General features: G+C 59.2%; 12 protein-coding genes. 3 read left to right on the plus strand and 9 right to left on the minus strand.

The genetic code is table 11. The features are described from left to right. Positions 1 to 1139: 1139 nt before the first annotated feature. Genes K2Q04_RS04690 through K2Q04_RS04700 form a run of 3 tightly spaced genes read right to left on the minus strand, consistent with a single transcriptional unit; the run spans position 1140 to position 2846 of the window. Positions 1140 to 1805, minus strand: a complete 666-nt coding sequence (locus K2Q04_RS04690) for an SLATT domain-containing protein (protein WP_291159968.1) — start codon at positions 1803 to 1805, stop codon at positions 1140 to 1142. Further along, complete coding sequence (locus tag K2Q04_RS04695) at positions 1732 to 2607, minus strand: nucleotidyltransferase (RefSeq protein ID WP_291159970.1); 876 nt, start codon at positions 2605 to 2607, stop codon at positions 1732 to 1734. The genes K2Q04_RS04690 and K2Q04_RS04695 overlap by 74 nt, the downstream gene beginning before the upstream one ends. A 53-nt stretch (positions 2608 to 2660) precedes the next feature. After that, positions 2661 to 2846 carry a hypothetical protein gene (locus K2Q04_RS04700; RefSeq protein ID WP_291159973.1) on the minus strand — a complete coding sequence of 62 codons (186 nt, stop codon included), beginning with the start codon at positions 2844 to 2846 and terminating at the stop codon, positions 2661 to 2663. Positions 2847 to 2933: 87 nt separating this feature from the next. On the opposite strand from K2Q04_RS04700, the gene lexA reads away from it, so the two are divergent. Further along, positions 2934 to 3521: a transcriptional repressor LexA gene (lexA, locus tag K2Q04_RS04705; RefSeq protein ID WP_291159976.1), complete on the plus strand. Its 588-nt coding sequence runs from the start codon at positions 2934 to 2936 to the stop codon at positions 3519 to 3521. 100 nt (positions 3522 to 3621) lie between these two features. Here lexA and uvrA read toward each other — a convergent pair whose 3' ends face one another. Next, positions 3622 to 6540, minus strand: a complete 2919-nt coding sequence (uvrA, locus tag K2Q04_RS04710; RefSeq protein ID WP_291160159.1) for an excinuclease ABC subunit UvrA — start codon at positions 6538 to 6540, stop codon at positions 3622 to 3624. A 339-nt stretch (positions 6541 to 6879) separates the two neighbouring features. Here uvrA and K2Q04_RS04715 point away from each other — a divergent pair, with 339 nt between their 5' ends. Continuing rightward, positions 6880 to 7497 (plus strand): hypothetical protein, encoded by a 618-nt coding sequence (locus tag K2Q04_RS04715; RefSeq protein ID WP_291159979.1) that lies wholly within the window; start codon positions 6880 to 6882, stop codon positions 7495 to 7497. A gap of 75 nt (positions 7498 to 7572) precedes the next feature. Here K2Q04_RS04715 and K2Q04_RS04720 read toward each other — a convergent pair whose 3' ends face one another. Together K2Q04_RS04720 and K2Q04_RS04725 are read right to left on the minus strand one after the other, a co-directional pair. Further along, positions 7573 to 7965: a GFA family protein gene (locus K2Q04_RS04720; protein ID WP_291159981.1), complete on the minus strand. Its 393-nt coding sequence runs from the start codon at positions 7963 to 7965 to the stop codon at positions 7573 to 7575. 641 nt (positions 7966 to 8606) lie between these two features. Beyond that, complete coding sequence (locus K2Q04_RS04725; RefSeq protein WP_092865282.1) at positions 8607 to 8975, minus strand: YkgJ family cysteine cluster protein; 369 nt, start codon at positions 8973 to 8975, stop codon at positions 8607 to 8609. A 449-nt stretch (positions 8976 to 9424) separates the two neighbouring features. Between K2Q04_RS04725 and K2Q04_RS04730 the strand changes: the two genes are divergently transcribed. Beyond that, positions 9425 to 9940, plus strand: coding sequence for a single-stranded DNA-binding protein (locus tag K2Q04_RS04730; protein WP_291159986.1), 516 nt, complete (start codon positions 9425 to 9427; stop codon positions 9938 to 9940). A gap of 289 nt (positions 9941 to 10229) precedes the next feature. Here the strand turns inward: K2Q04_RS04730 and K2Q04_RS04735 are convergent, their stop codons facing one another. The 3 genes from K2Q04_RS04735 to K2Q04_RS04745 form a co-directional block, all read right to left on the minus strand. Continuing rightward, positions 10230 to 10451, minus strand: coding sequence for a hypothetical protein (locus K2Q04_RS04735; RefSeq protein WP_291159988.1), 222 nt, complete (start codon positions 10449 to 10451; stop codon positions 10230 to 10232). After that, positions 10421 to 10837 carry a cation transporter gene (locus tag K2Q04_RS04740; protein WP_291159990.1) on the minus strand — a complete coding sequence of 139 codons (417 nt, stop codon included), beginning with the start codon at positions 10835 to 10837 and terminating at the stop codon, positions 10421 to 10423. Before K2Q04_RS04740 ends, K2Q04_RS04735 begins: the two co-directional genes overlap by 31 nt. A gap of 158 nt (positions 10838 to 10995) precedes the next feature. Next, a complete protein-coding gene (locus K2Q04_RS04745) occupies positions 10996 to 11676 on the minus strand; it encodes an OmpW family outer membrane protein (protein WP_291159993.1) in 681 nt (226 codons plus the stop codon). Between the last annotated feature and the right edge of the window lie 115 nt (positions 11677 to 11791).

Consider the following 11791-nt stretch of genomic DNA (forward strand, 5'->3'; position numbering starts at 1 on the left):
ATGCAACAGGCATGTGCTGGCGGCCGGCTCCGCGGAGCGGAGTCGTCAGCACCAGCAAAAAAGCACGAAGCGGACGGGTTCCGCGGCGTTGGGTCTTCGCAATTTCAGTCTCGGAACCGGTCCGCTCCGTGACAGCCAAAGATCAGGGTTCCGGCAGGTCACTTAAGGAAGCGGGATATTCCGCACACGGTTTCTCTCATGCCGTGCGGATCTGCTTTCCGCCTTGACCGCATCGCGCGCGTGACGCGAGCGGGTGAGGCTGCCCCATCCGAACGCCGCGCGACGCCTCGTGCGATGCCCTTGCCGGATGGGTGAGGTGATTATGGGGTGTGCGGAGGGAGCGAGGATAAGTTTTTTGGGGGGAACGTAGAAGGCGCTGGGTGCAAATCGAGAGCGCGGGGGTAAGTGCTTCGGGCCAAAAGTAGCCCAAAGCATCACGAGTCCACGTCTAGCTCCGCGTTCAGAAGCAAAGCCAGGCGCCTAAGCAGGTTGCGGGCGTCCCGCCCTTGCAGGCCATCTGCGAGGAGTGACACTCAATCATCCCCGAACCGGTGCAGGTGGTTTTCACGGGCCCCTTCCCTATAAGTCCTCGCCCGGCGATCGTATTCTTAAGTGCGTTTGTGGAGAACAGAACTGCCAAATCGTGGGTGACGTTATCGCCGATGGCTCCGACCCTCGTACATTCGGCTGCCTGAGCCGTCGCGGAAAGTGCGCCCACCATGACCGCGGCCACGAAGCCTAACTTGAAAACCTGCATTGCAACCCCCCGTGCGGACAAATCTACTCGAACGCTAGTCCAGTGCTCGGCGGTTGCCAAGTAAAGGACCGTTGCCGGCACAGATATTTTCCGCAGTGCGATTTATGAGGCGCACCGCGCACCGCATGGCCATCGATGCGTGTCCGATTTGGGTCAGAAGCAGACACGTGAGGGCTCGCGGGTGAGGCTACTCCCCAACACGAGCGCCGCAGCGCGGATGCGCGTGGGCATCTGAAGCGCCATCGAGACTTCTCGCGCGATGCCCTTGCCGGATGGGTGAGGGGATTATGTGGGAGGTGATGGGGGCGGGGATAGGTTTTTTTGGGGGAGAGTTTGCTCGATTGCGAGTAGTGGGAGCTGAGTTGCTCAAAATGGGCGTAAATTACGGTGCCGAGATTCTAGGTTCCGGTGCGGTTGAATGATCTTGGGCGGTAGGCTTGCGAAGCTTGCTTGGTAACATGAGATCAATTTCGGCGTCAGAAAAGGTCAAGTCTTCGTTGAGTTTGAGGGCTTTTTGGGCGGCAGTATAGGCTTCGCCTGATGTAACTCTCGCGGTAGAATAGATTGTATCCAAAGATTGGTGGAGAGAATCCCTTTTTTTCACAATTAGCTCAGGGGCTATGACGCCAGCTTTTATGTCGGTCAGGAGACTCAAATATTGCTCGCGCACATTCCACAGTTCGTCGGCGGTTCGTTTGTGTTGTTCGGCAATTGTGCCGAGGTCAAAATCTTTCGTGTAGAAAATAACGCCAAGCAAAAGTGTCGACGCTATTGTCCCAACAATGATACCCCACTGACCAGTGCCAAGCACCGAAGTGATAAGGCCGGTTGTTGTTACCGCAGATAGAACGATCTCCGCCGTTTTGATGTTTTGCTGACGCTTAATTTCCATTCCGGCTTGGATGATGTGCGTTTTGTGAGAGTACGCAGTTCGTCCGTAAAGCTCGCGAAGCTGATCAACTAGCGGCTCGATATCAACTGGGGAACGCGGACCCGAAGATTTCGCGCCAGGTTGACTTTGCGGAGTAGTGTTGCTGTTTTGATTCATAGGCGATGGCATCCTTCGCAAGATTGCAGCAACGTCTAGCTTTGTGTTCGAACGTACCACTTCGCCAAACATATCTGCCGCTTCCCGGCGCGAGCCAGTATGACTTGTCAGAAGGCTGGATTGCCATGTGATCGAAGAAATCGCGACATATCCAATCATAGTACATGTAGGACTTATCTCTGTACTCGTAGGTTTCCAGGAACTGGTATGCCAGAGTATCGATCAGAACACCGCTGATCGGCACATCCCACTTGTACTTCCAGCTGCGCATCATCCGACAAAGCGGCCGAAGGTTATTATTCACCGCTTCATGGCGCAGCTTCATCGCCTTAATCTCGGCGCGAGGGTTTGTGGTTCGCCATCGCCCTCCATCATTCGAATCAGGATAGGTGAAGCTGTCGTCATTGTTCTCAAAACACGGCAGAACCTCAAATTTCATTCCATCAGAGAATGAGACGACCAAGACTTGACCGTCTGCGCCGAGTGCAGTGCTCGGATAGGTTTTCTGGATAGAAGTTTTGACGGACTGAAGCAGGGCAGATTGACCATTCCCCGAATATTCATTGTAGCGCTTATATATCGAGTACGGTAGCCAAAATGCCATGTCGATATCGCTGATGCCGTCGATCGCGGAATCGCGACCGTAGGAGCCGACATAGAGACTGTGTGAAGATTCGCTTTCGGTATCCCAAAAATCGGTATTTAACTGTCTGGTGATGCGACGATAGCGATATGAGATATCCCCGGCATTAGAGACAATTAGATTGCGGTTGAATGCGATGAACCAGTCCGAGACACTCATCGATAACCTTCTCGCTTCAGCACGACGAGACGCCTCGTCACGCGTTGGCTCCTCTAGCGGTCGCCGGTCGGTGTAATGTGCACAGGTTTCCACGTGCTGCCGGGCTGTGTCGTGGGAGGAAGTTTGTGATTGTCCGGCACCGTCGCATAGTTGGGTTTGGAGCCGCCCCGTGGCCCAACCTCTTGATAGATGCCGCCATTGCTACCGACATTGCTGCCGGGCGTCTTGGTCTTAGCCATTGCGAATCTCCTATGCACTTGACTGGGTCGATGAAATTCTCCAAAATTTCTCCACGCGACTTAAGGAGAAATTTTGGAGAAAGTCAAGTGCTCACAGAGCTGGAGCGGCGGATACTGAACTTTATCGGTGAGTATCTGCGCGAGAACGAGGGCCGGGCTCCGACGCTTTCTGAAATAGGCGAAGGGTGCGGTGTGAATTCAGTCGGCACGGTCCATCGCTATGTTTCATCTATTGAAGACAAGGGCTTCCTGAATAAGGCCGGCAAGGGTTGGCGGACGAGACTGGCGCCAAACGAGTTGCCCTTCAGGGGCAAGATTGCAGCTGGAAGGCCCATCGAAGCTATCGAAGACGCTGAGTCGATTGACGTTGGTGCGCTGGTTCTACAGCCAGACTGCTTCACTCTTAGGGTCGAAGGTGATTCGATGATTGAGTGCGGTATCCTTGATGGTGATCTCGTCATCGTGAAGCCGTCACAGACCGCCAAGAATGGTCAGATCGTGGTTGCGCTAGTCAACAATGAGGCCACGCTAAAAGAGTTCAAACGAATAGACGGCGGGCGCCGGATCGAACTTATTTCTCACAACAAGGAGCATCGGTCTCAGATCTACGCATCTGATGCCGTGGAAATCCAGGGCATCCTGCAGACGGTCGTGCGGACCTATTCGTCATCATAACGGACCCCCACCCCTAACCCCTCCCCGCAAGGGGGAGGGGAATCTGGGAGCTGCCCCTCACCCTGACCCTCTCCCCGCGGGCGGGGAGAGGGGATGAGTGTTACTCCGCCGCCTGCTTCTTCGTCGTCGGTTTCGGCTTCCGTGCCAGCACCGGCTTCAGGTACTGCCCCGTGTAGCTTTCCTTGGTCTTGGCGACGTCCTCGGGGGTGCCTGCAGCTACAATAGTGCCGCCGCCGTCGCCGCCTTCGGGGCCGAGGTCGATGACCCAGTCGGCCGTCTTGATGACTTCGAGGTTGTGCTCGATGACGACGACGGTGTTGCCCGCGTCGGCAAGCTCGTGCAGCACCTCCAAGAGTTTCGCGACGTCGTGGAAGTGGAGGCCGGTCGTCGGCTCGTCGAGGATGTAGAGCGTGCGTCCTGTCGCGCGACGGCTCAATTCCTTCGACAGCTTGATGCGCTGCGCTTCGCCGCCCGATAGCGTCGTCGCCTGCTGGCCGATGTGGATGTAGCCGAGGCCGACGCGCGCGAGCGTTTCGAGCTTGTCGCGTATCGACGGCACGGCCTTGAAGAACTCTGCGCCTTCCTCGACGGTCATGTCGAGCACGTCGGCGATGGACTTCTCCTTGAAGGTGACGGCGAGCGTCTCGCGATTGTAGCGCTTGCCCTTGCATTCCTCGCAGGTGACGTAGACGTCGGGCAGGAAGTGCATCTCGATCTTGATGACGCCGTCGCCCTGGCAGACTTCGCAGCGTCCGCCCTTGACGTTGAACGAGAAGCGGCCCGGCTCGTAGCCGCGCGTTTTCGCTTCCGGGAGGCCCGCGAACCATTCGCGGATCGGCGTGAACGCGCCCGTGTAGGTCGCGGGGTTCGAGCGCGGCGTGCGTCCGATCGGGGACTGGTCGATGTCGATGATCTTGTCGAAGTGCTCGATGCCGGTGATCTTGTCGTGCTCGCCCGGGTGCTCCTTGGCGTTGTTGAGCTTCCTCGCGACGGCCTTGAAGAGCGTGTCGATCAGCAGCGTCGATTTTCCGCCGCCCGAGACGCCGGTGATGCAGGTGAAGAGGCCGACGGGGATCGAGGCCGAGACGTTCTTCAGGTTGTTCTCGCGCGCGCCGGTGACGGTGAGCATTTTCGATTTGTCGGGGGCGCGGCGCTTCTTCGGGATCGGCACGTAGCGGACGCCCGACAGGTATTCGCCGGTGAGGCTCGCCGGATTGTCCATGATGTCCTGCGGCGTGCCTTGGGCGACGACGCGGCCGCCGTGGATGCCGGCTCCCGGTCCGACGTCGACGACGTGGTCGGCGTGCATGATCGCGTCCTCGTCGTGCTCGACGACGATGACCGTGTTGCCGATGTCTCGCAGGTGCTTGAGCGTATCGAGAAGGCGGTCGTTGTCTCGCTGGTGAAGGCCGATCGAGGGCTCGTCGAGGACGTAGAGCACGCCCGTCAGGCCGGAGCCGATTTGTGATGCGAGGCGGATGCGCTGGCTTTCGCCGCCGGACAGCGTGCCGGATGCGCGCGACATCGTGAGGTATGTCAGGCCGACGTCGTTCAGGAATTTCAGGCGGTCGCGGATTTCCTTCAGGATGCGCGTCGCGATCTCGGACTGCTGCTTGGTGAAGGTTTTCGGGATTTCGACGAACCAGTCGTTGGCGGCCTTGATCGAGAGATCGCAGACCTCGCCAATGTGCTTGCCGCCGACTTTCACCGCGAGCGCCTGGGGCTTCAAGCGGTAGCCGCCGCAGCCTTCGCATGGGTGCGCAGCCTGATAGCGCGACAGCTCTTCGCGGACCCAGTCGCTATCGGTTTCCTTGAAGCGGCGCGCGATGTTGCCGATGACGCCTTCAAACGGTTTCTCGGTCGAATAATTGCGCGTGCCGTCCCAGTAGGTGAAGACGACGTCCTCGTCGCCCGAGCCGAAAAGGATCGCCAGCTGCACGTGCTTCGGCAGCCGCTCCCACGGCGTCTTCATCGAAATCTTGTAGTGCTTTGCCAAGCTCTCGAGCGTCTGCTCGTAGTAGGGAGACGAGACGCCGGTTTTCGCCCACGGATAGATCGCGCCCTTTTCAAGTGAGAGCGATCCGTCCGGCACGACGAGGTCGGGTTCGAAGCGGAGTTCGGAGCCGAGACCGTCGCAGACCGGGCAGGCGCCTGCGGGGGCGTTGAACGAAAAGAGCCGGGGTTCGATCTCGTCGATCGTGAAGCCCGAGACGGGGCAGGCGAAGCGCGACGAGAAGATGATGCGCTCGTGCGTATCGTTCTTCGACTTGTTCGCGCCTTCGGTTTCGGCTTTCGACAGGGGCTTATCGACGTATTCCGCGATAGCCAGGCCGTCGGCGAGCTTCAGGGATTGCTCGAAGCTATCTGCGAGGCGTGTGCCGAGGTCTTTCTTGACGACGATGCGATCGACGACGACGTCGATGTCGTGCTTGTATTTCTTGTCGAGCTTCGGGGCGTCACCGATGTCGTAGACGGTGCCGTTGATTTTGACGCGCTGGTAGCCCTTCTTCTGCCACTCGGCGATTTCCTTCTTGTATTCGCCTTTGCGGCCGCGCACGACCGGCGCGAGGATGAGAAGGCGGGTACCCTCAGGCAGCGCCAGCACGCGGTCGACCATTTGCGCGACGGTCTGGCTCTCGATGGGGAGCCCGGTCGCTGGCGAATACGGAACGCCGACGCGCGCGAAGAGGAGACGCAGATAGTCGTAGATCTCGGTGACCGTGCCGACGGTCGAGCGCGGATTTTTCGAGGTCGTCTTCTGCTCGATCGAGATGGCGGGCGACAGGCCGTCGATGTGATCGACGTCCGGCTTCTGCATCATCTCGAGGAACTGGCGGGCATAGGCCGACAAGCTCTCGACGTAGCGGCGCTGACCCTCGGCGTAGATCGTATCGAACGCCAGAGACGATTTTCCCGAGCCCGACAGCCCCGTAAAGACGACGAGCGCGTCACGCGGGATTTCGAGATCGACGTTTTTCAAATTGTGTTCACGTGCGCCGCGCACGTGGATGGTTTTCATCAATTCGGACCCGGCGCGGGCGGGCAGCTTTTTCGCAGGTGATTTCATGAGGTAACGTCTACCCGAGGGGGGCTGGGGCGGCAATGCGACCCGAGCAAGCGCTGACAGATGATGCGCGGGCGTCGGGATTTCAAGGCTTTACCTCGCTTTTGGAGCCGGCTGCCGGTGGGGGCTGCAACCCCCCGGCGGCCCGAAAGCGCGGCTCAGTCCTGCCCGGCGAGAATGTTTCCTCCCGGGCATCCGTTCACGGGTCTGTCAGCAAGCCGTCAGCATTCAGCCTTGACGCCATTGTAAGGCTCGCCGAAACCAAGTGCGCGTCGCTATCGGGAGGGCATATCAATGAGCGAAGCTCCATCTCTGCTGAATTTTGCGCACCCCGCGCATCCCGCGAACCGGACCGTTTCGGTCGTCAAGCTGCTGGTGCTTGCGGTTTCCGTTGCAGCTGCTGTTCCGACGGCGCGCAATCTCTATTTCTCGTGGAAGAACGACGTGCCGTTCAATCAGGTCGATCACCGGCTGGCGCAGGCCAAGCTGCTTGAGAAGAATTTCGACTGCAAGATCGACTACCGCACGCTGTCGACGCAAGGCAATGGGCGGGTGGATGTCGGCTCATGTTCGAAGACCGGCGATATCTCGATCCGGGTGAGGAGCCCTGACGGCCAGGTGAACTACGAGTGGATCGCGTTCGAGCAGTTGCCGAAGCCGGCCTCGAGATCGGGAAGCCTCGTCGATCTTCTGATATCGCGCGCCTTCGCCGATGAGGGACAGCCGCCGAGAGATCAGCCGATCGTCGTCGCGCAGGATGCCGCCGTTCTTTGCCAGGGCAAGTCCGGCGACAACATCGTTCGCGTCGTTCAGTCGGGCGGGCAATGCGTGAAGGAAACGGTCTCCATTTTCCGCGGGTCCGTCGAAAAGAGCGAGGCTGTGCCTTGCGATAAGGCGTGTCCGATCAAGTAGGAAATTTTTTGTTGGCGCCGGCGACTCCGCTTCGTGGAGTCTGCCGCCGCGTGACGCGCCCTCGCCGGCCGATCATCACCATTCGTCTTTTTGCGGCAAGCCGTCGGTGATGTCGTAGTAGTCGGATTTCGACGCGACGAAGATGTGTCCGCTGATCTTGAGTTCCGTCGGTTTGTCGAGTGATCCAGCGGTGATGTAGATGTCGGGCGCATCTGTCTGTTTCCAAAACAGATTGCTGCCGCAGCGCGAGCAGAAGCCCCTGTTCCCCGTCTCGGACGATTGAAACCAACGCAGCGCTTCGCCTGACAGAATCTCGACGTTGCCGGCGGCGGTGCTCGTCATCGTCGCAAAGTTACCGCTCGTTTTGGCGCATTGCGAGCAGTGACAAGCCACAATGGGATTGAGCGTGCCGTTGACTTCAAAACGCACGCTTTTACAGAGGCAACCGCCGCTTTTCTTTGCTGTCATCGTTGTCGTCTTTCGTTGGGGATTTCAGTCCTGAGGCGAGTACGGGCTACATATCAGAGGAAATATGCGGGGGCGATATTGTGATCGATTTCCGCTTCGTGACGGGTTGACGACAAGAGTTTTGAGGCACACATTTCATATTGTGACGGTGCTGCTTTCGCCGACCGTTCCGGTAAATGCGTCTCGGCCGATGGGCCGATGAGCTGCGGTTTGGAAAGCGAGCCGTGTCAGTTTGTGAGCGCGTAAGGGCCCCAAACTGATGCGGTAGGTAGCAGGCGTGACGGCGCAATCTTGCGAGGAGAGGAGATGACTCCACCGGGTTATCAGACGAGACCTCGAGGACGTTCGCGAGGTCAGCAGCAAAGGTGAGCGCTCTCGAGAACTTGGCCGCGCTTGGCTGGGCTGTTTCCACAACAATTTGGATTATTCATGAGGGCGGCTACCTGACGGAAACCGCATCCTCAATCAAGGTCCGGTTATAATCTGGGCCATCCATCGAAGGTTAGAACCCCGCGCGCGATCCGAGGATCCGGCGGGGTTTTATTTTTATTTGTTGGCGCTTGCGACTCGCGGAGCCGGCCGCAAGCAACTCCGCGCGTGGCGGCCGGCGCGCGGAACGCGTGTCGCCACGCGCAAACAAATTAGTCTTTATGATTGGTGATCGCGGCGAACGTCGGGTCGTTCTGGCAGCGGCGCTCGTGCATCAGGAAATCATAATATCCGCAGCGGCCGTGGCCCGGATAATCGCGGCAGGCGGCCGGTCGCGCCTTATAGATCGTGCAGCGGCGTTCCTTGGTGTCGAAGAACTGGCAGATGCGGCCGTAGATTTTATCGCCCTTCCGGCGCATCAGGTATTTGTGGCCGTGGCCTTCGCGCGTGAAGCGCCGCTTCGCCGTTTCGTATTTCAGCGTGAAATGTTTGGCGAGGCGTTCGACGTCGCGCTTGTTCAACGCGATAACCGGATACGAACAGCAATATCCCGGACAGTTGAGGCAATTGTAGTGAGCCATTTGCGGCGTGGTGCTCCGAGGGCGCGGGCTCGCGCTATTATCTACAAGGGCCTAGACGATGCTGCATGCCAGTCAAGAAGACATTCCTGGCACCGCAACACAATTTGGCGGCTGGGGCAGGGGGTGAGGATTCGCAGTGTCACTGTCAGGCCCTGCACGACCCCACTTGCGCGGATGGGGCGGTTCCCTATATAGAACATTTGGAGAACGCACCACTGTTTGCCGCGCGCCGGAAGTTCAGACGCTAAGGCCGGTGGAAAAGGCAAATGATTGGAAGAACGCCGGTCGACGAGCCTTTATTGTCCGCCGGGAGATTCCGCTTTGGAAAGCGGCGTGTCGATGCAACTCAATTGGTGCCGGCGTGTAGGAACTCCGTCGGCGCTGCGGTCTGGCGGCCAACGCAATATGCGGTCTGGCGGTCGTCGCATTTCATTTAAGGAGACGAACGAATGGCAGGGTCGGTCAATAAGGTCATTCTGGTTGGCAATGTCGGCAAGGACCCTGAAATCCGCCGCACACAAGACGGCCGCCCGATCGCCAACTTGAGCATCGCGACGAGCGATACGTGGCGCGACAAGGCAACCGGTGAACGCAAGGAAAAGACCGAATGGCATCGCGTCGTCGTGTTCAGTGAGCCGCTTTGCAAGGTCATCGAGCAGTACGTCAAGAAGGGCGCGAAGCTCTACATCGAGGGCGCGCTTCAGACGCGCAAGTGGACGGATCAGAGCGGCGCCGAGAAGTATTCGACCGAGGTCGTCATTCAGGGCTTCAACGGCGCGCTGACGATGCTTGATGGCGCCGGTGGCGGTCGTGGCGCATCGGTCGGGATGCAGGAGAGCGGCCCGGATTACGGCATGGACGGTGGCTTCGGTTCGGGCGGCGGTGGCGAGACGCGTCGCGTCGCCAAGACCGGTGCTCCGAAGGGCGGCTTCGACAAGGCAATCGACGACGAGATTCCTTTCTAAGTTTGCACTTGGCGACTCCCCTCCGGGGAGCCGGCCGCCAAGTGCGGAAGTGGTTCCGCGAGCCGGCCGAAGTTTTGATTCGCGCGTGGTGACTCCCCTCCGGGGAGGCGGTCACCGCGTGCGGCCTTGCACGACGTAGATGAGCCGCTTGTCACGCGGGTGTGTTTTGAATTGGCGTCCGCGCGGGTGTTTAGTCGGCGCCGTATTCTCTGCGGCGCCGCCGCGACATGCGAAGATTTAGAATTCGGACAGAGGGACAGTCGTTGGCGGAATCGCAGCGTTCTGCGTATTAGTGGGCGGCGCTGCCAACGACTTGGATAGGAGACGCGTTTCTGCTCGCTGCGAACGCCTGCTCCGACTGCACCTCGATGTAGAGATTATGGACATCCGGGTAGCGTGATTTGATCGCCGTCTGCAGTCGCGCCGTCACGTCCTCGACTGCCCTCGCGCTTACCCAATCATCGAAATCGACGCTCGCTGTTACCAGGATGTCCTGGGGTGCAAGGTGCATCGTCCGAATTTCGTTGATCTTACGGATCGGTTTGCCGAAGCCCGTTTCCGTTTCGATGATTTCGCGTATGCCGGTTTGAACGGGACGGGATGCCGCTTCGCCGACGATCCGGCGCCAAGGGAGAAAAGCACCATCGCGACGATGAAGCTCCAGAAGTAGATTTCCTTGCCGTGGCCGAAGGGATGCTGCGCATCCGGCGGCAGCTTTGCGCGGTTGATGCCGAGAAGCAGGAGAAGCTGGTTCGAGGTATCGACGACGGAGTGGATCGCCTCCGAGAGCATTGCCGAGGACTGGGTCCAGGCAGCCGCCAGGAATTTCGCGATGGCAATGCCGAGGTTGCAAGCGAACGCGACGAAAATAACCCCCTTCGATTCGCCCGCTTCCACTCTCTCGGTCTCCGCGTTTTCGTGCCCTATCTCATCCCTAGCTGAAACGCGGCCGAAGCGTCCAGGCCGTTCAAACGCATGCGTCGCGCACGCACAAAAAGGAGGCCCGGATTTCTCCGGGCCTCAAGGCAAACGATCGCGCGGTCGGCGCGCGAGCGTTATTTGAGCGGGGCAGGGGCTGCCCGAGAGCCGAGGAGGTCTGCCAAGTTGAAGCGGTAGCCGACACCAACGGATACGATGAGCGGGTCGACGGTGACGTCGGCTTTGACGCCGGTGTCTTTCCACGACGCGTCGGTATCGAGCCAGACTTTCTTGATGTCGGCGTTGAGGTACCAGCCCCGGCCGATTTCGACGTCGATGCCGCCTTGCAGGGCGAAACCCCAGGAATCGTCGAGACTGATCTTGGCGCCGCCAAGATCACTGCGGCCGCCGTCGAAGTAGTGGATGTACTGAACGCCAGCGCCGACATAGGGCTTGAAGCCGCTGATCGGATCGAAGTGATATTGGAGTGTCAGGATCGGCGGGAAGACCCAGAAGCTGCCAAGGTCTGTACCTTTGAGATCGCCTTCGCCCTTGGCGTTGAAGCGCCCGAAGCAGCAAAAAAGCTCGGCGGCGACGTTCTTGGTGAAGAAGTGGGTGAGCGTCAGGGTCGGGATCCACTCGGTGCTGACGTGGGCATCGGCACCCGGATCGATATTCACCTTCGCGCTCGAGTCGGGCGCGACGAGCGTGCCTTGCACGCGGACAAGCGTGTCGCCGCTATAGTCGCCGGCATTTGCCTTCGCCACGTTCAGCGATAGCCCAAGCGCCAGAAGTACAATTAGTCCCACTCTTCGCATCCGTCGCTCCCCTCAGAGTTCCTGCTGTCCCGCCGAGACATTTGTCGACTCAACGGTCTCTATGGGGTTATCGGTGCGTCGCCGGAGCGAGCCCAGAACTCTTAGACGCCGTCTT

This window comes from Hyphomicrobium sp. (assembly GCF_019753045.1).
Taxonomy (GTDB): Bacteria; Pseudomonadota; Alphaproteobacteria; order Rhizobiales; family Hyphomicrobiaceae; genus Hyphomicrobium_B.

Excerpts from the sequence above, each read along its gene's own strand:
- K2Q04_RS04690 (WP_291159968.1), bottom strand. The coding sequence starts at position 1,805 with ATGAATCAAAACAGCAACACTACTCCGCAAAGTCAACCTGGCGCGAAA.
- K2Q04_RS04695 (WP_291159970.1), bottom strand. The coding sequence starts at position 2,607 with ATGAGTGTCTCGGACTGGTTCATCGCATTCAACCGCAATCTAATTGTC.
- K2Q04_RS04700 (WP_291159973.1), bottom strand. The coding sequence starts at position 2,846 with ATGGCTAAGACCAAGACGCCCGGCAGCAATGTCGGTAGCAATGGCGGC.
- uvrA (WP_291160159.1), bottom strand. The coding sequence starts at position 6,540 with ATGAAAACCATCCACGTGCGCGGCGCACGTGAACACAATTTGAAAAAC.
- K2Q04_RS04715 (WP_291159979.1), top strand. The coding sequence starts at position 6,880 with ATGAGCGAAGCTCCATCTCTGCTGAATTTTGCGCACCCCGCGCATCCC.
- K2Q04_RS04720 (WP_291159981.1), bottom strand. The coding sequence starts at position 7,965 with ATGACAGCAAAGAAAAGCGGCGGTTGCCTCTGTAAAAGCGTGCGTTTT.
- K2Q04_RS04725 (WP_092865282.1), bottom strand. The coding sequence starts at position 8,975 with ATGGCTCACTACAATTGCCTCAACTGTCCGGGATATTGCTGTTCGTAT.
- K2Q04_RS04730 (WP_291159986.1), top strand. The coding sequence starts at position 9,425 with ATGGCAGGGTCGGTCAATAAGGTCATTCTGGTTGGCAATGTCGGCAAG.
- K2Q04_RS04735 (WP_291159988.1), bottom strand. The coding sequence starts at position 10,451 with ATGCACCTTGCACCCCAGGACATCCTGGTAACAGCGAGCGTCGATTTC.
- K2Q04_RS04745 (WP_291159993.1), bottom strand. The coding sequence starts at position 11,676 with ATGCGAAGAGTGGGACTAATTGTACTTCTGGCGCTTGGGCTATCGCTG.